The organism is Mesorhizobium sp. M0998, assembly GCF_040318885.1.
In the GTDB taxonomy this organism is placed as follows: domain Bacteria; phylum Pseudomonadota; class Alphaproteobacteria; order Rhizobiales; family Rhizobiaceae; genus Mesorhizobium.
On record NZ_JAMYND010000021.1, the window covers coordinates 77,758 to 102,880 of the forward strand.

Genomic DNA, 25,123 nt, shown 5'->3' on the forward strand with positions numbered 1-25,123 from the left:
CCAAAATGGCCGAACGGTCTTTTGCCAAGGAAGTCGAAAAGCTCAGGCTCGGCGCCGGCGAGGAGTTTTCCGGCGAAGGCATTCTCGCCATCACCAAGGCGCTGCTGCAATGCGGCGTAGGCTATGTCGGCGGCTATCAGGGCGCGCCGATCAGCCATTTGATGGACGTGCTGGCCGACGCGCAGGATATCCTGGGCGAGCTCGGCGTGCATTTCGAGGCGAGCGCCTCGGAGGCGACCGCCACCGCTATGCTTGCGGCATCCGTGCATTATCCTATCCGCGGCGCGGCGACCTTCAAGTCGACGGTCGGCACCAATGTCGCCTCCGACGCGCTCGCCAATCTCGCTTCCGGCGGCGTCACCGGCGGTGCATTGATTATCGTCGGCGAGGATTACGGCGAAGGCTCCTCGATCATGCAGGAGCGCAGCCACGCCTTTGCCATGAAGAGCCAGGTCTGGCTGCTCGACCCGCGACCGAACCTGCCGTCGATCGTCAAGGCGGTGGAGGACGGCTTCGAGCTGTCCGAGGTTTCCAACACGCCGGTCATGCTGCAGGTCCGTATTCGCTGCTGCCATGTCCACGGCCATTTCATCGCCAAGGACAACAAGCGCCCGGCAATGACTGTGGCCGATGCGCTCGAGGCGCCGCGCCGCGACACCGGCCGCATCGTGCTGCCGCCCGCGTCCTTCCTGCACGAGAAGGAAAAGGTGCAGAAACGCTGGCCGGCGGCGGTGGATTTCATCCGCGCCAACAAGATCAACGAGTTTTTCGGCCCGGAGCATGGCTCGGTCGGCATCGTCATGCAGGGCGGCATGTACAATTCGGTCATCCGGGCGCTGCAGCGGCTCGGCCTCGCCGACACTTATGGCGACACCGACGTGCCGCTCTATGTGCTCAACGCCGTCTATCCCTTAGTCGACGACGAGTTCCTGTCCTTCTGCGAAGGCAAGGACGCCGTTCTCGTCGTCGAGGAAGGCCAGCCCAACTACATCGAACAGGCCTTTGCCGCGATGCTGCACAAGGCCGGCCGCGGCACCAGGCTCGTCGGCAAGGAACATCTGCCTATGGCCGGCGAATATACCGGCCAGGTGATGCTCGACGGCATCGGATCGTTCCTGCGTGCCACCATCCCGCATCTGCTGCCAAGCGAGGTCCGCGCGCCGAACAAGATCGGCGACGGGCTCGACACCGCCGACCTGATCAACGTCGTCCCGGGCCGGCCGCCCGGCTTCTGCGTCGGCTGCCCGGAGCGGCCGATCTTCGCCGCCACCAAGCTGGTCGAGCAGGAGCTGGGCAAGCACCACATCGCCTCCGACATTGGCTGCCATCTGTTCTCGATCATGCCGCCTTTCGAGCTAGGTGCCACTACCATGGGCTACGGGCTGGGGCCGGCCTCGGCTTCGGCGTTCAATTCGCCCGATGCCAAGCGCCGCTCGATCTCCTTCGTCGGCGACGGCGGCTTCTGGCACAACGGCCTGACCTCCTCGGTCGGCAATGCCGTGTTCAACAAGAATGACGGCGTCATCGTCATCGTCGACAATTTCTATTCGGCCGCGACCGGAGGGCAGGACATCCTGTCGTCCCGCGCCGGCAACAAGACCAAGTCGACCAAGCACCCGATCACCGAGGCGGTGAAGGGCATGGGCGTCAAATGGCTGCGCCACATCGACCGCACCTACGACGTAACCAGAATGCAAGACACGCTGCGCGAGGCGCTGACGACGGACGAGAAGGGCCCGAAAGTCATTGTCGCGTCGTCCGAATGCATGCTCAACCGGCAGCGCCGCGAAAAGCCGCTGGTCGACAAGGCGATCAAGGGCGGGACGCGCATAGTCAAGCCGAAATTCGGTGTCGACGAAGATATCTGCACCGGCGACCATGCCTGCATGCGGCTGTCCGGCTGTCCGTCGCTTTCGGTGAAGTCGCTCGACGATCCGTTGCGCGACGATCCGGTGGCGCATATCGACCAAAGCTGCGTCGGTTGCGGCAATTGCGGCGAGGTCGCCGATGCGGCGGTGCTCTGCCCGTCCTTCTACCGCGCCGATGTCGTCCACAATCCGAGCCGCTGGGACCGTTTCCTTGAAGCCGCGCGTCGCGCCATGATCGATCTCTTGCAGCGGCGCCGTGAAAACCGGCGCCTGACATTCGCCGATGCTTGACGCCGTTCCCTCATCGCGCTCGAAAGCCGGCGCGCCGGACGACGAGCGCGTCATCAAGCTTGCCGTGCTGGCTGTCGGCGGCCAGGGCGGTGGCGTGCTGGCCGACTGGATCACCGACGTCGCCGAGCGCAACGGCTACGTCGCGCAATCGACCTCGGTCGCCGGCGTCGCCCAGCGCACCGGCGCCACCATCTATTATGTCGAAATGTGCCGCGACACTGGCCGCCAGCCGGTCTTCGCGCTGTCGCCGTCGCAGGGCGACGTCGACATCCTGATTGCCGCCGAACTGATGGAAGCCGGCCGCGCCATCATCCGCGGCTTCGTCACGCCCGAGCGCACCACGCTGATCGCCTCGTCGCACCGCATCGCCGCGGTCTCGGAGAAGATCGAGCCCGGCGATGGCCGCGCCTCGTCCTCGAAGGTGCATGCCACGGCGGAAGCCGCGGCCAAGCGCTTCATCGCCTTCGATATGGAGAAGATCGCCGCCGACAATGGCTCGATGATCTCGGCCAGCCTGCTCGGCGCGCTGGCCGGCTCCGACGCCTTGCCGTTCAGTCGCGAAAGCTATGAGCAGGCGGTCAGTGCCGGCGGCCGCGGCGTCAAAGCCAGTCTCGCCGCCTTCGGCGCCGCCTACGATCGGGCGCGCGGCATCACGAGTGCGCCTTCGGGCGACAAGACTGCAGGGCCGGCGGCCGCTGAAACCGGCTCCGGCGCCGCGACAGAAGTCAGCGGCCCGGAAAGCCTGTTAAAAGGCTGGCAATCGCTGGCCGCCGGGGTCGATGCTTTGCCGGCTCCTGTCCGCGACATGGCGCTTCGCGGCCTGAAAAAAGTCGTCGACTATCAGGACGTTGCTTATGGCGGCGAGTATCTCGATAGGCTCGACCAGGCAGTCGCGCTGGACGATGCCGAACACGCCTACGCGCTGTCGATCGCCGCCGCCAAGCATCTGGCCAACGCCATGTGCTACGACGACATGATCCGCGTCGCCGACCTGAAGACGCGCTCGAGCCGCGACCGACGAGTACGCCGTGAGGTCGGCGTCAAGGACGGCTCGGTCCTGCAGGTGACCGAATATTTCCACCCGCGCATCGAGGAATTCTGCGGCACGCTGCCGGCCGGGCTCGGCAGCTACATCGAGGACCGGCCGAAGCTCGCCGCCTTTCTCGACCGCCGCATCAATCGCGGCCGCCGCATCCGCACCGACAGTTTCGCCGGCTTTGCCGCTTTGTGGTTCATCGGCGGCCTGCGCCGCTGGCGCCGCCGCCTGCTGCGCCACAAGGTCGAGACCGCGCATCTCGAGCGCTGGTATGCGCTGGCGCTGGGCCAAGTCGGCCAGGACTACGCGCTTGGTACGGAGATCCTCAACTGCCGCCGGCTGATCAAGGGTTACAGCGACACCCACGCCCGCGCCCAGTCGAAATTCGACCGGGTGCTGTCGGCGCTCGACCAGCTCAAGGGCCGCCCGGACGCCGCAGACTGGATCCGGCGCCTGCGCGAAGCGGCGCTGAAGGACGAGAAGGGTGACATGCTCGACGGCGCGCTGAAGACTGTGGCGTCGCTGGGCGACAATCCGGTGAGGTGAGGCGCTCGTTCAACCCCGGCTGCAACTCAGTCTGGCGCCCATTTCGCCTTCGACGCGGCAGTCTGCACGGTGATTCTGAGGCCGATGATCTCGGCGATCGCGGCTTCCAGCACCAGAATGATCGTTTCCTTTCCCACATCGTCGAAATTTTCGGCGACATAGCTCAGGTCGCTCAGGATGTCGTCTTCCTCTTCCATGATTTTCTTCCCCTGTTGAACGTCAGGCCGGAACAGCCGACGATGAGATGGGCTTGGGGCTGGATCTATGGAACGCGTTTCTTTCGCCACTGTCACCAAGGAAGTGAAGGCTATCCTGTCCGCTTCGCCAGGTCTTGCCGACGGCTTGCAGCCGTGGCGGTCTGCCTGTTCTGTGGCCTTCGTGCCTACGGCAGCAGCAAACATATCTGCTCCAGGACAAATGACGCCCGGTTCCGAGCGGCTATTTGCCAAACATCCCCGGCCATGTGAAACGACTGTGTTGCACTCATTGCCTGCTGTTGTACCTTCAATATTCTGGAGGCGCGGGCTTGATGCTGCTTGAGCGAGAGGACCCACTTGGAGCTTTGTTGGCCGCGGCCGAGAGAGCTGCTGCCGGACATGGTGGGACCGTGCTGGTGCACGGCGAGGCGGGCCTGGGCAAGACCTCTCTGCTGCGCGAATTCGCGGAAAACGCCGACCGGGACTGCCGGGTGCTGTGGGGCTGGTGCGAGGCGCTCTTCACGCCACGCCCATTGGGCCCTCTCCAGGACATGGCCCACTTGCTCGACCCGCGCGTGGCGGCGCTGCTTGAGGAGACCGCTGCGCCGGAGCGGCTTTTCCCGGCATTGCTGAATGCGCTGCAGCGCGCCAAGGGCACGACCGTGCTCATCTTCGAGGACATGCATTGGGCGGACAATGCGACGCTCGACCTCGTAAGATATCTCGGGCGCCGCGTCTCTCTGCTCCGCACCATGCTGGTGCTGAGCATGCGCAGAGAGGATTTGAACGCCGATCACCCGCTGACCCACGTGCTCGGCGATCTTCCCGCCGCCTCCGTACGCCGCGTGACGCTTAGACCGCTGTCTCCCCAGGCGGTGACAATGCTGGCCGAACAGGCCGGCCGCTCCGCCGATGGGCTTTATCGCATTACCGAGGGCAATCCCTTCTTCGTTACCGAGCTCCTGTCCAGCAGCGAGACCGAATCGGCGCGTGTGCCCGATTCCATACGCGACGCGGTGTGGTCGCGCCTGTCGCGCCTGACGCCTGGAGAACGCGACGTCCTGGAGGTCATGAGCATCATGCCGGGCAGCGTTGAGCCGTGGCTGATCCGGGCCCTTCTCGGGGCCGAGGCCGAAGCGCTCGTCGATCGATGTGTCGTGCGCGGATTGCTGCGGCGGGACGACCAGGGCGCGCTGACATTTCGCCACGAGCTTGCCAGGGAAGCGACGCTCGACCGGCTCTCCCCCTCTGTGCAACGCTCGCTCCATGCGAAGGTCGAAGCGGCACTCTCGGAAGTTCCGGCCTCGCAGGCAAGCGCTCTGCTTTCGCGCCGCGTGCACCACGCCGGCGGCGCCGACAATGGCGAACGCGTGCTCGAACTCGCGCCGCTCGCCGCCAGCCAGGCCGCGCGTCTGGGGGCGCATCGGGAGGCGGCCTCGCATCTGGCGACCGCACTCAGATATGTCGACCAGGCCCCGCCGGAGCTGGCCGCGCAACTCCATGAGGACTGGGCGTACGAGGCCGGGTTGGCGCTGCTTGTCTATGACGCCATCATCGAGGCCCGGCATCGCGCCATCGCTATCTGGCGGCAACTGGGCCGGATCGACAAGGTAGGCCTTAATCTACGCTGGCTGTCGCGCCTGCACTGGCGGCGCGGCGAAGGCCCGCAGGCGGAGGAATATGCGGACCAGGCCGTGCGTGAGGTGGAAAGCCTGCCGCCCGGTCCCGAGGTGGCAATGGCCTACAGCACGCGCTCGCAGCTCCACATGCTGCACTATCGTTTCGATGAGGCGATCGAATGGGGCGAGCGCGCGATCAGTCTGGCCGATCGGCTGGGCGAGGTCGAGACGCGTGTTCACGCCCTCAACAATGTCGGAACCGCGCTCATGTTTGCCAACCGCCCCGGCGGCGTTGAGCGGCTGGAGGAAAGCCTTGCCCTGGCGCTCGAGCACGGGCTCCACGACCATGCGGCGCGGGCCTATACGAACTTTGCGGAATGCGCGGTGGTGGCCAAGGACTTCGAGCTGGCGGAGCGGCTGCTGGCCGAAGGCATCGCATTCTGCACCAGGCACGACCTCGATTCGGCGGCGCAATACCTGCTCGGCCGGCAGGCGCAGCTTTGCATGGAACAGGGCCGGTTTCGCGAGGCCGCAACCATCGCTCAGGGCGTCATGAATGTGGAACGCCTGCCGATGGTGATGCACTTGCCGGCGCTCACCGTGCTTGGCACGGTCCGCGTAAGGCTGGGCGAGACCGACGGCGTCGACCTTTTGCAGCGCGCGCTTGTGGAGGGCCAGACGACCGGCGAGCCGCAGCGTATCGTCCCGGTTCGCCTGGCGCTGGCGGAGGCGGCCTGGCTTGCCGAGGATGTCGGCGCCAGCCACGCGCAGCTTACCGAGCTGGCGGCTATGAACCTCGACAATTTCCGCCCCCGGGACCTTGGCGAATTGTCGGTCTGGTGGCGTCGATGCGGAATGCCCGGGTCGCTGCCGGCGCAATCGGCGCCGATTCCCTCGCCCTGGTCCGCCGAGCTTCTCGGCGATCCGCAGGCCGCCGCGGCGGAGTGGACGCGTTTGTCGCTGCCCTACGAGGCAGCGCTTTCCCTCATGCAGGTTCGTGGGGCGGATGCGGGGGCGGCGCTCGCTCGCGCCGTGGCGATGCTCGACCAGATCGACGCGCCCGCGGCCGCGGCGCTCGCGCGCAAGCTTGCGCAGCGTCAGGGCCTGTCAGGCCTGCTGCCGAAGGTGCAGCGCGGACCCTATGCGGCAGCCCGCCGCCATCCGCTCGGCCTGACACGGCACGAGCAGAAGGTGCTCGCCCTGATCGCCCAGGGCATCAGCAACAAGGAGGTCGCGCGACATTTGTCGCGCTCGCCCCGCACGATCGAGCATCACGTCTCCTCGCTGCTCGGCAAGCTCAATGCCGCAAACCGCATGGAAATCCTCCTGCGCCTGCGAGGCGAGCCGTGGCTGTTGACGGGCACTCATCCGCTGGAATCGCACCAGACTGGATCATGATCCCAGCCGATTCTGTCGAGATGGAACAGGCTCTGGGCAGTTCCCACAGCAAAATTTCCGCGAAAACTGGGAAATCGACCGCCTAAAAATGGGTGGCGGTACCGATTTGCACGCCCGCCGCTCCGCGTAGGCTTCTGCTCGCAGCGTGGATGGACCTCCCAACACCACGACGCCTTCACGATCCGGGGGAGAAGGCGAGCAACGGCGGCGGAACGGGGGCCGCCGCCGGCGTCCGTCGCTGGGGCGGATCGTACCAGGAGCAGGGGCGATGTCGGCAAGCGAAAAAGCGGATGCCCAGCGGCGCTGGCCAGGACAACGATTGGCACAAGCGGTCGCGGTGCGGCTTTCAGGACCCGGAGGCTGTTATATTGCCGGCAATGTGCTGGGCCTCGGCATGGCCATGTTCATGCAGATTCGGCTGGCGTTAACCGAGGCGAGCAGCACTTTCGCCGCGCCTCTAATTTTCGGCCACGACCTCGCCGGCGGCTGGAACTCACTGGCGCTGCTGGTGGCGAGCGCCATCTTCTTGCGCAGCGGCGAGGAGTATCATCGCGCCCTCAGCAACGGACATCTCGACCCGTCGGCAATACAGCGCGCAGATTTTCTGTCCGGCACCGGGTCATTGGTGCTCGGGTCAAGTCTGCTGCTCGTCGGCAATCCAATCCTGGTCGTGACATCGGGGTTGCTCCATGCCGTGGGCAAGTTCGGCAGCGCCTTCAGGCTCGGCGCGCATGGCGTGGTGCTCTTCGGCCTTAAAGTGCCGGAGCTCTTCCGCCTTTCGGTACTGCTCAGCCGCTTTCCGGCAATCATCGTCACGGCGACCGAAGTCGCCCGCGTCATTGCTGACGCTCGCACCGATCAGATCCAGGCTCTCGCAATGCCTGCGACGCTTCTCGTCTGTTACCTGCTTTGGGCACGCGGGGATATTCTTCTATTTGGAAAGTAAATCCGAAAACATCTAAGCATTTTAGCGTCGCATGGTGAGAAATATGGAGTGGGAGCGCGACGGTGATTCTTCTCTAATCTGTAACCGGCGCAGCAAACGGGAGACTGGCATGTCAAGTTCGCTTATTCTGTCGACGGCGATGCTGCAATTCCTGGCGGCATATACGGTGATCATGATCACGCCAGGCCCTATTGGCCTCGCGACCGGCAGCCTTGCCTCCTTGCACGGCTTTGGCAGGACGATCCCGCTGGTGGCCGGGATCGGCGCCGGCACCGCCGTGCTGGCGGTCCTGGTGGCGTTTGGCGCCGTTCATCTTTCCGGGTCGCTGTCGGTGCCGGCGGTCAAGATCGCCGGTGCGGCCGTCCTTGGCTGGATGGCCCTGCGCATCGCCAGAACGGCGCCGCCGGCCATCGGCGAAGCGCCTCGGCAGGCCGGATTGTTTGCCGGAGGGTTTCTCATCAGCATTCTCTCGCCTGAAACCGCCACTTTCTTCGCCGTCGCCTTCATGGGGCTGATGCTGCCGATCCGGACCTCGAACGAGATGCTGATGGTCGCGGCCATCGTCGCCATCATCGACATAGGCTGGTACGGATTCCTGGCCGTAGCGCTTTCGCGTCCGCTCGTGCGCGCTGCCGCGGTGCGGCATCATCGCGTCATCTGTCGGGCGGCGGGGATCGTGCTGGCAATGCTCGCCCTCGTCTCGGCGGCGTCAGCTTTTCCACTCGGCTGAGCGCTGGTTGAAGCAGGCGCGCGGGATAGGCCATTTGGTGCCGCTTAGGTGACTCGAACACCTGACCCCATCATTACGAATGATGTGCTCTACCAACTGAGCTAAAGCGGCCCGGGAAGCCGAGCTTCCAAGATGGGCTGCGTGATAGACGCAACCGGCCGCGAATTCAAGATGGCAGTCGCGATTTCAGGACGAGGCAATTGGTGCCGCCTCCGGCCGGACGCAAGGGCAGCCGCCGCGCGGATCTGCCGTTGGCCGCGTGATGCCGTCCCGTCCGCCACGTTGGCGGTGGCGGGAAAATCAGCGAAAAATGTTGATTCCTTTACCGAAAACCGCCGAAATGAGCTTTGTGCCCCTCGGCAAGGCAGAATGCGGCCGCTCGCTTGTTGATTGATTGGTCGCCTGCGGCTAACGATCATGGCAATGTGAGTGAAATTGCAGAGGGAATTCGCTTGGACGCGATCGAAAAAGCGATCCGCAATGCCTTCGAGAAAGGCAATGCCGACGACCGGGCGTTTCGCGAGCGGGTCTATCGATCGGCTTTCGCGGCACTCGACCGTGCCCTGCAGGCCAATCCAAACGTCACGGTGGAGGTCGCCATCAAGCGGCGCAAGGCGGTCCAGGCGAAGATCACCGAAATCGAATCGGAATTCCTGCCGGCGGTTGCCGACGTCGCCGCGCCGACCGACAGTTTGAAGACAGCACCGGAGGTGGAGCCCCCGGCCGAAGCTGAAGCCGCGCCGTCGCCCGATGTCGTCGTTGACGGTCCGGCGCAGCCGCCCGAATCCGATGCGCCCCGGTCGCGCGTCCTGCCGGTCGTTCCCGACATCATGCCCGATGCGCCTGTTCCCGAGGCGCCCGTGATCGACATGGGGGCCTCGGTTCCGACCGAAGCCGACGTCGAAACCGACGACGCGGAAGTGACGCCCGACCGCGACGACCGGCGGGCGAGGCGGCGGCGCCTGCCCTTGACCGCGATCTTCTTCGGTGTGACGCTGCTCGCAGCCGCCGGCATCGGCCTTTATTTCGCCAACCAGACCGGCGTCTTCAAATCGGCGACCGAGCTCGACACGGCGCCGCCGGAAGCGCCGCCAACGGTCGACGGCGATGATTTCACGCCGGACGACACCGCTTCGCCGCCGAAGCAGGGCGAGGCGGACCAGGCGCACGACTGGATCAACGTCTTTTCGCCGGGTGACCCGACGCAGGTCAATGCACCGTCGGACGCCAAGGCCGACGTCATCCAGGACGAAAGCGGTTCCTTCCTGCGCATCCGCTCGGGGGCATCCGGCTCGGCCATCAGCTTCGACGTCGGACAAGGCGTGCTGGAAAAGCTAGCCGGCAAGCATGCCACATTCGACATCATCGCGCGCTCCGAGGAGGGCCAGGAGACGCAGATTTCCGTCGATTGCAATTTCGGCGAACTCGGCGACTGCGGCCGCAAGCGCTATGCCGTCGGTCGCGAGCGCAATGAATATCTGTTCGACGTGCGCTTTCCCAACAAGCGTCCGGGCGCTGCCGGCACCATCGCCATTAATTCCGACTTCGACAAGCAGGGCAAGTCGGTCGACATCTACGAGATCCGCGTTTCTGTCGTTCCCTAAAGCACGTCGCGTTCCGGCCTCATGCGACGCGCTTCAGGTTCTTGTTTTGATGCATGTCGTTACCGCAAAACCGCTGCACTCTTTTTTGCGCGACATGCATTAACTATCGAGCAGCGCCTGCAGCGTCTCGATGCGGTCGGCTTCGGCCGCCGGCTTGTCCCAGCGCAGCCGCGAAATGCGCGGAAAGCGCATGGCGACGCCGGATTTGTGCCGCGTCGAGCGGTTGAGCCCTTCGAATGCTACCTCAAGCACCAGCCCGTTCCTGCGGTCGGCACGCACCGAGCGGACCGGGCCAAAGCGCTCGATCGTATTGTCGCGGACATATTTGTCGATCTGCCTCAGTTCCTCGTCGGTGAAGCCGAAATAGGCTTTTCCCACCGGGACTAGCTCCTCCGATCCTTCCGGCCCGGACCAGACGCCGAATGTGTAGTCGGAATAGAAGCTCGAGCGTTTGCCGTGGCCGCGCTGGGCGTACATCAGCACGGCGTCGACCGTGTGCGGATCGCGCTTCCATTTGAACCACGGGCCCTTCGGCCGACCGGCCACATACGGCGAATCCCAGCGCTTCAGCATGACGCCTTCGATGACCGGATGCAGCGGCTTGCGGCGCAATTCCTCGAGTGCCTGCCAGTTGGTGAATTCGACCAGCGGCGACAGATCGAAGCGGCTCGGATCGAGCGTCCTGACGAAGGCCTCGAGCCGGCCGCGCCGTTCGCGGAAGGGAAGTCCGCGCAAATCCTCGTCACCAATCTGCAGCGCATCGTAGCACCGCATGAAGGCGGGGTATTGCTGCTGGATCTTGGGCGACACGCTCTTGCGGTTCAGCCGTTGCTGCAGGTCCGAGAACGTGCCCGTCGCCTGCCTGGGGTCTCCGACCAGAAGCTCGCCGTCGAGGGCGCCTGAAAAATCCATCGCCTCGGCAAGATCCGGAAAGGCGCCGGAGACGTCGTCACCGGTGCGCGAATAGAGCCGGCGAATGCCGCCTTCGCAAGCCGCCTGGACGCGGATGCCGTCCCATTTCCATTCGGCCGCGTAGTCGGCCGGGTCGAGCCTTTCGAGGTCGCCGTCGCCGACGGCATTCGACAGCATCACCGGCCTGAACAGCGCCAGCGCCGTTTTCCTGGGCTTTTCCGCTTTACCCTCCAGCCAGGCGAACAGCCCGATATAGGGCGGCGTCAGCCCGTGCCAGAGTTCCTCGATCTCGGCGATATCGACCTTGCCGAAATCGGCCAGTGCCTGCTTGGCCAGCCGCGCCGAGACGCCGATGCGCAGGCCGCCGGTGACCAGCTTTATGATGGCGAAGCGCGCCGACGTGCTGGCGCTGTCGAGCAGCCGGGCCAGCACCTGCGGCCCGTCGGAACGGCTCGCCGCCTGCAGCTTGGCCACCACCTCGGCCAGCGTCGGCTCGTGGTTCGCAACGTCGACCGGCGCTTGCGGCCAGACCAGCGACACGGTCTCGGCCAGGTCGCCGACATAGTCGTAGGAATAGCCGAACAGCACCGGATCCATGCGCTCGATCACCAGTGTGCGCAGCATCGCCGGCTTGACCGCGGCGATGGACAGATCGCCAGTAATGGCCGCCAGCGCCAGCCCGCGGTCCGGATCCTCGACGCTGCGGAAATAGTCGGTCAACAGCGTCAGCTTGCCGTTGCGCGACGGCGTCAGCACCAGCCGGTCGAGAAGCTCGGCGAAGCGGTTCATGGAAGGGGCGACGCCAATGAGAAAGGCTTGCCGCAGAGCGCCGTACCGGCGATTGCTGGATCCAAAAACACCATCAATCGCCCTCGTCCTCATAACCAACCAGATGCAGCGGCCTGGCGGCAATGCCTTCGAGTTCGCACCAGCGCACCAGAGCCTCCTCGCGGCCATGCGTTACCCAGATTTCTTCGGCGCCGGTCTCCTTGATCGTCGCCGTCAGCTCGTCCCAGTCGGAGTGATCGGAGATGATCAGCGGCAGCTCGACGCCGCCCTGCTTGGCGCGCTGGCGGATGCGCATCCAGCCTGAGGCGAAGCACGACATCGGATCGGGAAAACGCCGCGCCCAGCGATCGGCGAAGGCGGATGGCGGGCCGACGACGATGGCGCCGGCAAAGTCGCTTTTTTGGCCGGTCTCGACGGTCGCCGGTTCCAATGTGCCGAGATCGATGCCCTGGCTCTGGTAATATTCGCTGAGCTTGGCCAGCGCGCCGTGGATGTAGATCGGCTTTTCGTAGCCGGCATCGCGCAGCAGCCGCATGACGCGCTGCGCCTTGCCCAGCGCATAAGCGCCGACCAGATGCGTGCGCTCGGGAAACTGTTCGGTCGATTTCAGCAACCGGGCGATCTCTTCGGTATCGGGCGGATGCCGAAACACCGGCAGGCCGAACGTCGCCTCGGTGATGAAGACGTCGCATTTGAGCGGCTCGAACGGCTCGCAGGTCGCGTCCTTCTGGCGTTTATAGTCGCCGGACGCGACGATGCACGTGCCCTGGTGCGCGACCTTGATCTGGGCCGAGCCAAGCACATGGCCAGCCGGGTGAAAGCTGACGGCCACACCGCCAAGCGCAATCGTCTCGCCGAGCACGGCGGCTTGCGTCGTTCCGGCAAAACTGTCGCCGTGGCGCAGCCCCATGATGTCGAGCGTCTGCTGCGTCGCCATCACCGAGCGGTGGCCGGAGCGGGCATGGTCGGAATGGCCATGTGTGATCAGCGCCCGGTTGACCGGCCGCACCGGGTCGATGAAGAAATCGCCGGGCGGGCAATACAGCCCTTCCGGCCGGGGATGAAGCAGGTCGCTGGCGTGCATGGCCCCAAGATAGGCGCTAATTCCGGCGCGGGAAGCCTGTTGTAAGTCACTGCTGACTCCAGCATAGAGCGCAAGCCGGCTGCAAACACCCGGCGGAACCCGATCGCATGAAACCGCTCCAGACCTCGTCCGGCGATTTGACCGCCGACCGCCGCGCCGACTATGCCGAAATGCTTTATGCATCCGGCGATCATGCGGCAGCGGCGGAATTGCTGCTCGGCGCGCTCGAACTGGCGCCGCAATGGCCAGCCGGCTGGTTCCGCCTCGGCGAGATGCAGGAAGCGGCGGGCGCGCGCGATCGTGCCGCGCAGGCCTGGACGACGGCGCTGCGGCTGGACCCGGCGGACAGGCTCGGCGCGGTGCTCAAGCTGCAATTGATCGGCAGGGTGGCGGCGGCCCAGGCGCCGCCCAGCGCCTTCGTCGAGACGCTGTACGACCACTATGCCGGGAGTTTCGAGGGTGAACTGGTCGACAGGCTCGGCTACCGTCTGCCCGAATGCCTCGACCGCGCCATCCGGGCAGCACGGCCGGGCCAGTTTTCGCTGGCGCTCGATCTCGGCTGCGGCACCGGCCTCATGGGCCAAAAGCTGCGGCCGATCGCCGACCGGCTGGAGGGTTACGACATCTCGGCCGGCATGCTGAGGCAGGCGCGCGCCAAAGGCGTCTACGATCTGCTCATCAAGACGGACCTGCAGGATTTTTGCTATTCTGGCCCGAAAGCCGATCTGGTGACGGCGGCCGATGTGTTCATCTATGTCGGCGCACTCGAAAAGGTGGTGAACAAGATTGCCGGAATGCTTGCCGGCGGCGGTCTGTTTGCGTTCTCCGTCGAGACGCTCCCGGGCGGAGAATCGTCTGACAGCGCCGGCTTCGCCCTGCAGCCGTCGCGCCGCTACGCGCATTCGCAAGGCTATGTAGAGCGGGTTCTGGATGCCGACGGCTTTTCGATCCTGTCGCTGCAGGCAACGATCATCCGGCAGGATCGCCGCGAACCGGTCGAAGGGCTGGCCGTAGTGGCAAGCTTGCTTTCCGGCAGCGTAAAATCTGGCTAAGACTTCTGCCGCTGCGCATGAGAAGCCGCAGCTGCGAAAGACAAGGAGCACGTTCATGCGCTGGAACATGACGGTCTTGGCATCTTGCCTGGCGATGGCCGGCTGCGTCGGCAATTCGATGTCCGAACGGCAGGACGAAAACGTCCAGTCCTCGCTGCTATATGACAAGGTGCCCTGCGATCAATTGCTGGCGCAACGAAACGGCCTGGCGCAGCAATATCATCTGCCGGTGGACGCCAAGCCGTCCTTCTCCAACCCGGCGACGGGCTTTGGCCCGTTCACGCCGGACATGCGCTCGAAAGCCAAGCGCGAAGCCGACCAGGCAAGCGGCAAGATCGACGCCATGAACCGGTCGATCAGCCGGCGCGAATGCGGCAAGCCGGCCAAACGGAACAAGCTCGGCCTGACCTGACCGGATCTTAATCCGCCACCTTCCACTGCTCGCGCGAGGCGCTGGCGGGATAGACGCCGAGGATGCGCATTTCGCGCGAGAAAAAGCGCAACTCGTCAAGTGCCAGCTTCACCAGCGGATCGTCGGGATGGCCCTCTATGTCGGCGTAGAACAGCGTCGCCGTAAACGCGCCGAGCTGGTAGCTTTCCAGCTTGGTCATGTTGATGCCGTTGGTGGCGAAGCCGCCCATCGCCTTGTAGAGCGCCGCCGGCACATTGCGGACGCGGAAGATGAAGGTCGTCATCATCCTGGCGTCGGCCGAGGGACGTTCAGCCCATTGCTTGTTCTTGGTCAGCACGACGAAGCGGGTGACGTTGCTGTCGGTGTCCTCGACATTCTCCTCGATGATGTCGAGTCCGTAGAGGGTCGAGGCCAGCGCCGGTGCCAGCGCGGCCATGGTGCGGTCCTTCATCGCGGCGACCATCTTGGCGGCGCCCGCGGTGTCGCCGGCCACCGTCGCCTTCCAGCCGTTCTTGCGGATGTATTTGCGGCATTGGCCGAGCGCGTGGATGTGGCTGTGCACGGTCCTGATCTCGTCGCGCCTGACGCCGGGCAGCACCATCAGCTGGAAGTGGATCGGCAGAAAGTATTCGCCGATGATGTGCAGCTTCGATTCCGGCAAGAGGTGATGGATGTCGGCGACTCGGCCGGCAATGGTGTTCTCGATCGGGATCATCGCCAGATCGGCCTTGCCGGTCTCGACGGCGTTGAAGGCGTCCTCGAAGGTCGGGCACGGCAACGGCTCCATTGACGGGAACATGTTGCGGCAGGCGGTGTCGGAATTGGCGCCCGGTTCGCCCTGGAAGGATATTTTGTTGGTCTTTTCAGGCATGCGCGGGGTCTCGGGAATTGGGGGAAGAATTTCTTAGCTGGAAAGGTGCGCCCTGGCGCGTTCGAGATCGTCCGGCGTATCGACGCCAAGCGGCACCGACTGCACGATCTCCGCATCGATGCGCATGCCGGCCTCCAGCGCCCGCAACTGCTCCAGCCGCTCGCGGCGCTCCAGCGGCGACGGCCTCAGCGCAACGAAGCGCTCGAGTGCGGCGCGCCGATAGGCATAGAGGCCGATATGATGGTAGAGCGGGCCTTCGCCCCAAGGGGCGGTGGCGCGGGTGAAATAGAGCGCCCTGAGTCGCGTCGTCGAGAGTGGCGAGCCGACCAGCTTGACGACGTTCGGATTGGTCTTTTCCTCGTCGCGTACGATCTCGACGCAGAGCGTGGCGATATCCACCGCTGCGTTCTCGAAAGGCTTCAGCGCGGCGCCGATAACAAGGGGGTCGATGGTCGGCAGATCGCCCTGCACATTGACGATGGTCTCGACGCTGTTGCCAGGGTCGAGAATGGTCAGCGCTTCGAAGATGCGGTCGGAACCGGTTTCGTGGTCCGCCCGCGTCATCACCGCCTCGAAACCATGCGCGCGCACCGCCTCCGCAACGCCTTGCGTGTCGGTGGCGACGACGACCCGGCCGAGCCCGGCCTCGGCAGCACGGCGGGCGACGTGGACGATCATCGGAGTGCCGGCAATGTCGGCCAGCGGCTTGCCCGGCAGGCGCGTCGAGGCCATGCGGGCCGGGATCAGGATGAGCGTGGACATGAGGCGGGCAGGGGCTCGAAAAAGAGGGGGACAAAAGTGGCAAAAGGTCTCACTGGCAGCGCCCTTATAGGTGTTGCAACGCCGGAGCAAAAGACCTAGTTTCCGCGCGATTTGACCGCCTCGCAGGGTGGTTCACGATACCGACGGACGGAGTGGACGGATCGGTCCGCCGGAAAAGGGAGCCTGGGGCGTATGGATTCCAACGAAGTCAACAAGCTGCTCGCCGGCTTTCTCGGCACGGTGTTCATCGTCTTTTCCGTTGGCATCGTATCCGACGCGCTGTTTGCCTCGCCGGCGCCGGAAAAGCCCGGCTTCGCCATCGAGGCGACCGAGCCCGCCGAAGGCGGCCCGGCCGCTCCCGCCGCGGCCGTGAAGCCGATCGCCGAGCTGCTGACCACTGCCAACGCCGAAGCGGGCGCCGCCATCTTCAAGAAATGCCAGGCTTGCCACTCCGGCGAAAAGGGTGGCCCCAACAAGGTTGGGCCCGATCTCTGGGACATCGTCGACCGTCCGGTCGCCGAGCATGAGGGCTTTGCCTATTCGGCCGGCATGAAGGAGTTCTCCAAGGGCGGCAGCGAGAAGTGGACCTACGACAATCTCAACCACTTCATCACCTCGCCGAAGAAGTTCGTGAAGGGCACGGCGATGGGCTTCGCCGGCCTGCCGAAGGATGAGGACCGCGCCAACGTCATCGCCTATCTGCGCACGCTGTCGGACAATCCGAAGCCGCTGCCGGCGCCCGGCGCCTCGGCCGAAAACGCCCCCGCCAAGCCGGCCGAAGGTGCAGCCCCTGCCAAGCCGGCAGAAGGCGCGGCGCCAGCCGCCCCGGCGGCACCCGCAAAATAACAAAACTGTAATGACATTATCCTTGAAAAAGCCGGGTTCAGCCCGGCTTTTTCGTTAGGAAAAATGCATATGCGACGACAAAGCCGCTCGGTTGCGGTTTTCAGCGCCGCCAAATGATCTAGATTGGGCCCAGACGCTATGGTGACGGCGCTATATCGCGAAGAGGAGAACGCATGACGGTTGGCCGAGCGCGGGCGCTTCTGAAATCAGTGCTGTTTGTGGCTGCTTTTGCCGGCGTCCTGCAGGCGGCCTTCGCGGACGAATGGCGCACGACCTCGTCGCTGATCGGCGAATCCAAATACGGCGACAATTTCCAGCACTACGACTACGTCAATCCGGATGCGCCGAAGGGTGGCACGCTGAATTCGGTGGTGCTCGGCACGTTCGACAGCTTCAATCCCTACATCGTGCAGGGTTCGCCGGCCGCCGGCTTCGCGGCCTTCGGCGGCGGCCTGCTCTACGACACGCTGATGGAGCAGGCGACCGACGAGGGCAGCACCAGCCATCCGCTGATCGCCGATGCCTACAAATATCCGGCCGACTATTCCTCGGCGACCTACCGGCTCGACCCGCGGGCCAAATGGCATGACGGGCAGCCGATCACCACCGAGGACGTGATCTGGTCGTTCCAGGTGCTGAAGGCCAACAGCCCGATGTACAGCCGCTATTTCGAAAACGTCACCGACGCCGTCGCGGTGTCCGACCGCGAGGTCGAATTCCACTTCAGCCAGAGGGGCAACCGGGAGCTGCCGAAGATCATCGGCGATCTCGTTGTGCTGCCCAAGCACTGGTGGGAAGGCACCGACGCTAACGGCAAGAAACGCGACGTCACCAAATCGACATTGGAGCCGCCGCTGGGGTCGGCCGCCTACAAGATCGCCAGCTTCAAGCCGGGTTCGGAAATCGTCTGGCAGCGTGTGCCCGACTACTGGGGCGCCAAACTGCCGGTAAAGATCGGTCGCGAGAATTTCGACAGGCAGCATTTCAGCTACTTTCTCGACGACAATGCCGCCTGGCAGGCCTTTACCAAGGGCGGCCTTGAAGACATCAAGCAGGAAAATAGTTCGAGGCGCTGGAACACATTCTATGATTTTCCGGCGGTCAAGGCCGGCGACGTCATCAAGAAGGAATTCAAGACCGCATCGCCCGAACCGATGCAGGCCTTCATGCTCAACACCAGGCGCCCGCTGTTCCAGGATCGTCTGGTACGCGCCGCGCTGATGTATCCGCTCGACTTCGAGACGATGAACCGGACCCTGTTTTTCGGCTCCAACACCCGCACCAGCAGCTATTTCCAGGGCACTGAACTGGCGTCGAGCGGCCTGCCGCAAGGCAAGGAACTGGAAATCCTCGAGCAGTACCGCGACAAGCTGCCGCCTGAAGTCTTCACCCAGGAATTCAAGCTGCCGGTCTACGACACCCCGCAGGCGGAGCGCAAATATCTGAAGACCGCGGTCGATCTGTTCGCCAAGGCGGGCTGGGTGATCAAGGGCGGCAAGATGGTCAATGCCAAGACTGGCGAACCGTTCAAATTCGAAATCCTCGGCTGGAACGACACCGACCAGGTCATCGCCAGCCCGTATATCGCCAATCTGCGCAAAATCGGAGTCGACGCCACACTGCGCCTGAGCGACCAGACCCAGTACATCAACCGCGTCAAGCATTTCGATTACGACGTCATCATAGGGCAACTTGGCCAGTCGGACTCTCCCGGCAACGAACAGCGCGACTTCTGGAGCTCCAAGGCTGCCGATACGCCCGCGTCGCGCAATTACGCCGGCATCAAGAATCCGGTCGTCGATGCGCTGGTCGACCGCGTCATCTTTGCCACCGACCGCGACGATCTGGTTGCCGCCACCCATGCGCTCGACCGGGTGCTGCTGTGGAACTACTATGTCGTGCCGCAATATTACCGCGCCGTGGTCTGGCTGGCCTACTGGAACAAGTTCGGCATGCCGGAAAAACAGCCCGCCTATAGCGGCGTCGACCAGAATTCCTGGTGGGTCGATCCGGTCAAGGAAAAGGCGCTGGCGGCCAAATACAAGAGTGGCAATTGATGACGGCGCTACCCCGTCGCGACTTCCTCGCCCTGGGCGGTGCCGCCGCCGCTGCGGCACTGCTGCCAGGCCGAGCTTTCGCCGCCATTCCGACCGGCGTGAAACTGCACGGGTTGTCGGCTTTTGGCGATCTCAAATACGGGCCGGATTTCACGCATTTCGACTATGTCAATCCGGACGCTCCCAAGGGCGGCCGGATGAATTTCGCCCCGCCGAACTCCACCCTCAATCAGAGCTTCCTGACTTTCAACACGCTGAACTCGCTGGTGTTGAAAGGGGATTCGCCGCCGCGCACCGAGCTCTGCTTCGATTCCTTGATGGCAAGGGCAGTCGATGAGCCGGATTCGGTCTATGGCCTGCTTGCCGAATCCGTTACCTTGTCGCAGGACCGCAACGGCTTCCGCTTCAGCCTGCGGCCACAAGCGCGCTTCCATGACGGCTCGCCGCTGACGGCTGAGGACGTTGCCTTCGCCTTGAACCTCTACAAAGACCGGGGACACCCGAATCTTTCCCAAGCGCTGCGACATATGACGAATGCGGTCGCAGTCGATCCGCTTACGGTCAACCTTACCTTCAACGGCCAGCAATCCGCGCAGAATATCCTCGCCATCGTCGTAATGCCGATCGTGTCCAAAGTTTTCTACACGGCCAATGATTTCGACGCCTCGACGATGACCCCACCGCTCGGTTCCGGGCCGTACCGAATGGGGCGGGTCGTGGCCGGGCAGACCATCGAATATGAACGCGTCGCCGATTATTGGGGGCGCGATCTCGCCGTCAACCGCGGGCTTAATAATTTCGACCGTATCCGTATCGATTTCTACCTTGATCGCCAGGCAGCCTTTGAAGCGTTCAAGAAAGGCGATACGCATTTTCGCGAGGAGTTCACCGCGCGGGTATGGGCGACCGGCTACGACTTTCCAGCGCTGAAGGATGGCAGGGTCGTCAAACGCGAATTTCCCGGCGAGAAAACGCCATCCATGCAGGCTGTCGCACTCAATCAGCGCCGTCCGCAGTTCCGCGACATTCGCGTGAGACAGGCAATCGCCTATTGCTTCGACTTCGAATGGACCAGGCGGGTTCTGTTTTTCGACTCCTACGAGCGTTCGCAATCGAACTTCGAGCGGTCGGACTACAAGGCCAAGGGCCTACCCTCACCCCAGGAATTGAAACTGCTGGAGCCGTTTCGAGCCGAGTTGCCGCCGGAGACCTTCGGCGATCCGGTGATGCAACCCGTCTCCGACGGTTCGGGCCACGACCGCAAGCTGCTGCGCGAGGCTTCGAGACTGCTTGCCGAAGCCGGCTGGAAGCGAACGGGCAATTTCGTCGTCAATGACAAGGGCGACCGGCTGCGGGTGGAAATGCTGGCCGAGGACGATGGCCTCGTTCGCATCTTCCTTCCGTGGTCCGAGAATATGAAGGCGATCGGCATCGACGCTTCGGTCCGGCAGGTCGATTCGGCGCAGTTTGAAGCGCGGCAGAGCAATTTCGACTTCGACTTCAACATGCTCGCATGGTCGATCGGAGCGACGCCAACCGCCGATGGTTTGGAGATCCTCTATGCTTCCCGGATGGCGAAAACGCCGGGGATGCGCAACTATCCGGGTACGGAAAGCAAAGCCATCGACGCGCTGATCGAGGCAGCCGGCAAGGCGCAGAGCCGGATCGAACTCGTCACGGCGCTCAACGCGCTCGATCGGGTCTTGCGCGCGCGGCTAGACTGGATTCCAACATATCATCTGGCGAATCACCGGGCAGCCTTCTGGGACATGTTCGGCTTTCCCGCTCAAAAGCCGGATTACGACTTTCCGGTCGAGACGTCGTGGTGGTTCGACAAAGACAAGGCGGCAAAAATTGGCAAAGCCTGAATTTCTTGCGAGCGCTGGCGCCGCCCCTCACCTGCCTGCCGGCATCCTCTCCCCGTATAGCGACGGGGAGAGGGGCGCTTTCATCGATGGTTTCGCCGATCATAAGCGTCGCAATAGAAGCGCCGAGACTACGGCCAGCCCCTTTCTCCCCGTCACTATACGGGGAGAAATGTCCGGCAGGACAATGAAGGGCGGCACCGTCTTCGGCAATTGGCCTGGGGCGATTGCCTTAGGGGCACCTTCAGACACAATGGTCGTCCTCAAGGAGGGTAAAGCCTGATGGGCGCCTACATATTGCGCCGCATCCTTTTGATGATCCCGACCCTGTTCGGTATCATGGCGGTGTCATTTGCCGTCATCCAGTTTGCTCCAGGCGGGCCGGTCGAGCAGGTCATCGCCAGGCTGACCAACCAGGGCGGCAGCGATCGCCTCGGCGGCGGCGGGGGTGATGCCGGCGGCGCCAATGTCGATGTCGCCGGCGACGTCGGCTCGAAATACCGCGGCGCGCAAGGGCTCGATCCGGAATTCATCAAGAAGCTGGAGAAGCAGTTCGGCTTCGACAAGCCGCCGCTCGAGCGCTTCGGCATGATGCTGTGGAACTATCTCCGCTTCGATTTCGGCGACAGCTATTTCCGCGACATATCGGTGCTCGACCTGATCCTGGAAAAGATGCCGGTGTCGATCTCGATCGGGCTGTGGATCACGCTCTTGTCCTATCTGATCTCGATCCCGCTCGGCATCCGCAAGGCGGTCAAGGACGGCTCCACCTTCGACGTCTGGACCAGCGGCGTCGTCATCGTCGGCTACGCCATTCCTGGGTTCCTGTTCGGCATTTTGCTGATGGTGCTGTTTGCCGGCGGCTCGTTCTGGGACTGGTTTCCGCTGCGCGGCATCACCTCCGACAATTGGGACCAGCTGTCGTGGCCGCAGCGGATCGTCGACTATTTCTGGCACATGACCCTGCCGCTGACGGCGCTGGTGCTGTCGGCCTTCGCCACGACGACGCTTTTGACCAAGAATTCCTTCCTCGAGGAAATCCGCAAGCAATATGTGGTCACAGCCCGCGCCAAGGGCCTGTCGGAGCGGCAGGTGCTTTATGGCCACGTCTTCCGCAACGCCATGCTGATCGTCATCGCCGGTTTTCCCGGTGCCTTCATCTCGGCATTCTTCACCGGGTCGCTGCTGATCGAGAACATCTTTTCGCTCGACGGCCTCGGCCTGCTTGGTTTCAACTCGGTGGTGCAGCGCGACTATCCGGTGGTCTTCGCCAATCTCTACATCTTCTCGCTGCTTGGCCTGTTCGTCGGCCTGCTGTCCGATCTGATCTATACCTGGGTCGATCCGCGCATCGACTTCGAGCGGAGAGACGTCTGATGGCGCAGGCGACAGCCGAAACGGCGCCGCCTCGGATCGCGCGGCCCTTTTTGTCGCCGCTCAACCAGCGGCGCCTGCAGAACTTCAAGTCCAACCGGCGCGGCTACTGGTCGTTGTGGATTTTCCTGTTCCTGTTCGTGCTGTCGCTGGTTTCCGAACTGATCGCCAACGACAAGCCGATCATCGCCTCCTACAAGGGCGAGGTCCTGTTCCCGGTCCTGGTCGCCTATCCCGAGGAGAAGTTCGGTGGCTTCTATGCGGTCACCGACTACCGCGACCCGGTCATCCAGGACGAGATCAACGCCAATGGCTGGATGGTCTGGCCGCCGGTGCGCTACTCCTACCAGACTGTCAACAACGCTATTCCCGAAGCAGCACCGACCAAGCCGTCCTGGCTCTACGACAAGAAGACGCGCTGCAACCAGTATCCGAAAGGCGAGGCAGACCCCAATTGCAACGTCGGCAACTGGAACTGGCTGGGCACCGACGACCAGGCCCGCGACGTGCTGGCGCGCGTCATCTACGGCTTCAGGATCTCGGTGCTGTTCGGGCTGATCCTGACTGCCGGCTCGGCGCTGGTCGGCGTGGCGGCCGGCGCTTTGCAGGGCTATTTCGGCGGCTGGACCGATCTTCTGTTCCAGCGCTTCATCGAGATCTGGTCGGCCATCCCGGTGCTGTATCTGCTCTTGATCGTTGCCGCCATCCTGCCGCCCGGCTTCTTCATCCTGCTCGGATTGATGCTGCTGTTCTCCTGGGTGGCACTGGTCGGCGTGGTGCGGGCCGAGTTCCTGCGCGCCCGTAACTTCGAATATGTCAATGCGGCGCGCGCGCTCGGCGTGTCCAACGTCACCATCATGTTCCGGCATCTGCTGCCCAACGCCATGGTGGCGACGCTGACCTTCCTGCCCTTCCTGCTCAGCGGCTCGATCTCGACGCTGACCTCGCTCGACTATCTCGGCTTCGGCCTGCCGCCCGGCTCCGCCTCGCTCGGTGAGCTGTTGAAGCAGGCACAGCGCAACCTCAACGCGCCCTGGCTCGGCATTTCCGGCTTCGTCGTCATCTCGCTGATGCTGTCGCTGCTGGTCTTCGTCGGCGAGGCCACGCGCGACGCCTTCGATCCGCGCAAGACGTTCAGATGAGCGACACCCCGCTGCTCTCGGTCCAGGATCTCAGCGTCGCCTTCACGCAAGCCGGCGACCAGTCGATCGCCGTCGACCATATTTCCTTCGACCTTGCCAAGGGCGAGACGGTGGCGCTGGTCGGCGAATCCGGCTCCGGCAAGTCGGTCACCGCGCTGTCGGTTCTGAAGCTGCTGCCCTATCCGACCGCCAGCCACCCGTCGGGAAGGATACTGTTCCTCGGCGCCGACCTGCTTGCCGCCGACGAGAGAGACCTGCGCCGCGTGCGCGGCAACAAGATCACCATGATCTTCCAGGAGCCGATGACTTCGCTCAACCCGCTGCACACGATCGAGCAGCAGATCGTCGAGGTATTGAAGCTGCATCAGGGCCTGGGCGATCGCAAAGCCAAGGCGCGCACGCTGGAACTTCTGCACGAGGTCGGCATCCGCGAGCCGGAGAAGCGGCTTGACGCCTATCCGCACCAGCTTTCCGGCGGCCAGCGCCAGCGCGTCATGATCGCCATGTCGCTGGCCAACGAGCCTGAACTTTTGATCGCCGACGAGCCGACGACGGCGCTCGACGTCACCGTCCAGGCGCAGATCCTCGAGCTGCTCGCCGGCCTGAAAAGCCGCAAGAACATGTCGATGCTGTTCATCACCCACGACCTCGGCATCGTCAGGAAGATCGCCGACCGGGTCTGCGTGATGACCAAGGGCAAGATCGTCGAGACCGGCCCGACCAACGAGATATTCGCCAATCCGCAGCACGCCTACACGCGGCATCTGCTTGCCGCCGAGCCGAAAGGCAAGCCGCCGGCGGCCAACCAGGCCGCCAAGCCGGTGATGGTCGGCAAGGACGTCAAGGTCTGGTTTCCGATCAAGAAGGGCTTCTTCCGGCGCACCGTCGACAATGTGAAGGCGGTCGACGGCATCGACGTCACCGTGCGGGCCGGTCAGACGCTTGGCGTCGTCGGCGAATCCGGCTCAGGCAAGACGACGCTCGGCCTGGCACTGGCCAGGATGATCTCGTCGACCGGGACCATCCAGTTCAACGGACGCGGCATCGATCAGCTGTCCTTCAACGAAATGCGGCCGTTGCGGCGCGAGTTGCAGATCGTCTTCCAGGATCCGTTCGGTTCGCTCAGTCCACGCATGTCGGTCGCCGAGATCATCGAGGAAGGGTTGAAGATCCATGAGCCGAAGCTGTCGCCTGATGCGCGCGACGAGCGTGTCGTCGACGTGCTGAAGGAAGTCGGCCTCGATCCGGCGACGCGCAACCGCTATCCGCACGAATTCTCCGGCGGCCAGCGCCAGCGCGTCGCCATCGCGCGCGCCATGGTGCTCAACCCGCGTTTCGTCATGCTGGACGAGCCGACCTCGGCGCTCGACATGAGCGTGCAGGCGCAGGTCGTCGACCTCTTGCGCAGCCTGCAGGCCAAGCACGACCTCGCCTACCTCTTCATCAGCCACGATCTGAGGGTCATCCGCGCGCTCGCCAACGAAGTCATCGTCATGCGCAACGGCAGGATCGTCGAGGCCGGTCCTTCCGAACAGATTTTCGGCAAACCGCGGACCGACTATACAAAGGCGTTGATCTCGGCCGCCTTCAAGATCGAAACGGCGCCGGTCGGCATCGTCAGCGAGTAGATTTTCGCCAGAGATCATGCACAAAATCAAAACGCAGCCGCGCCTTGCGCGTCGGGACGCGAACGCTGTTGGTAAAAAGGGAAAAACAATCCGC

The 25,123-nt window shown here is 63.8% G+C and carries 19 protein-coding genes and 1 tRNA gene; 14 read left to right on the forward strand and 6 right to left on the reverse strand.

Translation table 11 applies throughout. The annotated features are described in order from the left end of the window. Positions 1 to 5 precede the first annotated feature (5 nt). Both NKH59_RS20380 and NKH59_RS20385 read left to right on the forward strand, forming a co-directional pair. Positions 6 to 2,159 (forward strand): thiamine pyrophosphate-dependent enzyme, encoded by a 2,154-nt coding sequence (locus tag NKH59_RS20380; RefSeq protein ID WP_353022872.1) that lies wholly within the window; start codon positions 6 to 8, stop codon positions 2,157 to 2,159. Then, a complete protein-coding gene (locus NKH59_RS20385; protein ID WP_353022874.1) occupies positions 2,152 to 3,741 on the forward strand; it encodes an indolepyruvate oxidoreductase subunit beta family protein in 1,590 nt (529 codons plus the stop codon). The genes NKH59_RS20380 and NKH59_RS20385 overlap by 8 nt, the downstream gene beginning before the upstream one ends. Before the next feature lie 26 nt (positions 3,742 to 3,767). Here NKH59_RS20385 and NKH59_RS20390 read toward each other — a convergent pair whose 3' ends face one another. Then, positions 3,768 to 4,142 (reverse strand): hypothetical protein, encoded by a 375-nt coding sequence (locus NKH59_RS20390; protein WP_353011971.1) that lies wholly within the window; start codon positions 4,140 to 4,142, stop codon positions 3,768 to 3,770. Between the two features lie 128 nt (positions 4,143 to 4,270). Between NKH59_RS20390 and NKH59_RS20395 the strand changes: the two genes are divergently transcribed. The 3 genes from NKH59_RS20395 to NKH59_RS20405 all read left to right on the forward strand — a co-directional run bounded on the left by NKH59_RS20395 (position 4,271) and on the right by NKH59_RS20405 (position 8,631). Beyond that, on the forward strand, positions 4,271 to 6,955 hold the full coding sequence (locus NKH59_RS20395; protein WP_353022875.1) for an ATP-binding protein: 2,685 nt from the start codon (positions 4,271 to 4,273) through the stop codon (positions 6,953 to 6,955). Positions 6,956 to 7,223: 268 nt separating this feature from the next. Beyond that, entirely contained in the window at positions 7,224 to 7,901 is a 678-nt protein-coding gene (locus NKH59_RS20400) for a hypothetical protein (RefSeq protein ID WP_353022877.1), read from the forward strand. A gap of 109 nt (positions 7,902 to 8,010) precedes the next feature. Beyond that, positions 8,011 to 8,631, forward strand: coding sequence for a LysE family translocator (locus NKH59_RS20405; protein ID WP_352767109.1), 621 nt, complete (start codon positions 8,011 to 8,013; stop codon positions 8,629 to 8,631). Between the two features lie 35 nt (positions 8,632 to 8,666). Here NKH59_RS20405 and NKH59_RS20410 read toward each other — a convergent pair. Next, positions 8,667 to 8,742, reverse strand: a tRNA-Thr gene (locus NKH59_RS20410). A gap of 341 nt (positions 8,743 to 9,083) precedes the next feature. On the opposite strand from NKH59_RS20410, the gene NKH59_RS20415 reads away from it, so the two are divergent. Next, positions 9,084 to 10,235, forward strand: coding sequence for a hypothetical protein (locus NKH59_RS20415; RefSeq protein WP_353022878.1), 1,152 nt, complete (start codon positions 9,084 to 9,086; stop codon positions 10,233 to 10,235). A 99-nt stretch (positions 10,236 to 10,334) separates the two neighbouring features. Here NKH59_RS20415 and NKH59_RS20420 read toward each other — a convergent pair whose 3' ends face one another. Next, positions 10,335 to 11,936, reverse strand: a complete 1,602-nt coding sequence (locus NKH59_RS20420; RefSeq protein ID WP_352540485.1) for a cisplatin damage response ATP-dependent DNA ligase — start codon at positions 11,934 to 11,936, stop codon at positions 10,335 to 10,337. 73 nt (positions 11,937 to 12,009) lie between these two features. Continuing rightward, positions 12,010 to 13,020 (reverse strand): ligase-associated DNA damage response exonuclease, encoded by a 1,011-nt coding sequence (locus NKH59_RS20425; RefSeq protein WP_353022880.1) that lies wholly within the window; start codon positions 13,018 to 13,020, stop codon positions 12,010 to 12,012. 107 nt (positions 13,021 to 13,127) lie between these two features. Between NKH59_RS20425 and NKH59_RS20430 the strand changes: the two genes are divergently transcribed. Further along, the gene (locus tag NKH59_RS20430) at positions 13,128 to 14,072 is read left to right on the forward strand and encodes a methyltransferase domain-containing protein (RefSeq protein ID WP_353022882.1); all 945 of its coding nucleotides are present in this window, start codon (positions 13,128 to 13,130) and stop codon (positions 14,070 to 14,072) included. Between the two features lie 55 nt (positions 14,073 to 14,127). Then, positions 14,128 to 14,484 carry a hypothetical protein gene (locus NKH59_RS20435; protein WP_352770717.1) on the forward strand — a complete coding sequence of 119 codons (357 nt, stop codon included), beginning with the start codon at positions 14,128 to 14,130 and terminating at the stop codon, positions 14,482 to 14,484. 7 nt (positions 14,485 to 14,491) lie between these two features. Here NKH59_RS20435 and NKH59_RS20440 read toward each other — a convergent pair whose 3' ends face one another. Beyond that, positions 14,492 to 15,355 carry a prephenate dehydratase gene (locus NKH59_RS20440; RefSeq protein ID WP_023717847.1) on the reverse strand — a complete coding sequence of 288 codons (864 nt, stop codon included), beginning with the start codon at positions 15,353 to 15,355 and terminating at the stop codon, positions 14,492 to 14,494. Between the two features lie 33 nt (positions 15,356 to 15,388). Then, positions 15,389 to 16,117, reverse strand: a complete 729-nt coding sequence (locus tag NKH59_RS20445) for a 3-deoxy-manno-octulosonate cytidylyltransferase (RefSeq protein ID WP_352767098.1) — start codon at positions 16,115 to 16,117, stop codon at positions 15,389 to 15,391. Positions 16,118 to 16,309: 192 nt separating this feature from the next. Here NKH59_RS20445 and NKH59_RS20450 point away from each other — a divergent pair, with 192 nt between their 5' ends. The 6 genes from NKH59_RS20450 to NKH59_RS20475 all read left to right on the forward strand — a co-directional run bounded on the left by NKH59_RS20450 (position 16,310) and on the right by NKH59_RS20475 (position 25,029). Next, the gene (locus NKH59_RS20450) at positions 16,310 to 16,963 is read left to right on the forward strand and encodes a c-type cytochrome (protein ID WP_352540486.1); all 654 of its coding nucleotides are present in this window, start codon (positions 16,310 to 16,312) and stop codon (positions 16,961 to 16,963) included. Between the two features lie 173 nt (positions 16,964 to 17,136). Next, positions 17,137 to 19,020, forward strand: coding sequence for an extracellular solute-binding protein (locus tag NKH59_RS20455; protein WP_352921844.1), 1,884 nt, complete (start codon positions 17,137 to 17,139; stop codon positions 19,018 to 19,020). Then, positions 19,020 to 20,888, forward strand: coding sequence for an extracellular solute-binding protein (locus NKH59_RS20460; protein WP_353022884.1), 1,869 nt, complete (start codon positions 19,020 to 19,022; stop codon positions 20,886 to 20,888). Before NKH59_RS20455 ends, NKH59_RS20460 begins: the two co-directional genes overlap by 1 nt. Before the next feature lie 279 nt (positions 20,889 to 21,167). Further along, entirely contained in the window at positions 21,168 to 22,262 is a 1,095-nt protein-coding gene (locus NKH59_RS20465) for a microcin C ABC transporter permease YejB (protein ID WP_352448571.1), read from the forward strand. Next, positions 22,262 to 23,401, forward strand: a complete 1,140-nt coding sequence (locus NKH59_RS20470; protein WP_353022885.1) for an ABC transporter permease — start codon at positions 22,262 to 22,264, stop codon at positions 23,399 to 23,401. The genes NKH59_RS20465 and NKH59_RS20470 overlap by 1 nt, the downstream gene beginning before the upstream one ends. Further along, positions 23,398 to 25,029, forward strand: coding sequence for an ABC transporter ATP-binding protein (locus NKH59_RS20475; RefSeq protein ID WP_352770731.1), 1,632 nt, complete (start codon positions 23,398 to 23,400; stop codon positions 25,027 to 25,029). Before NKH59_RS20470 ends, NKH59_RS20475 begins: the two co-directional genes overlap by 4 nt. The last annotated feature ends 94 nt before the right edge of the window (positions 25,030 to 25,123 follow it).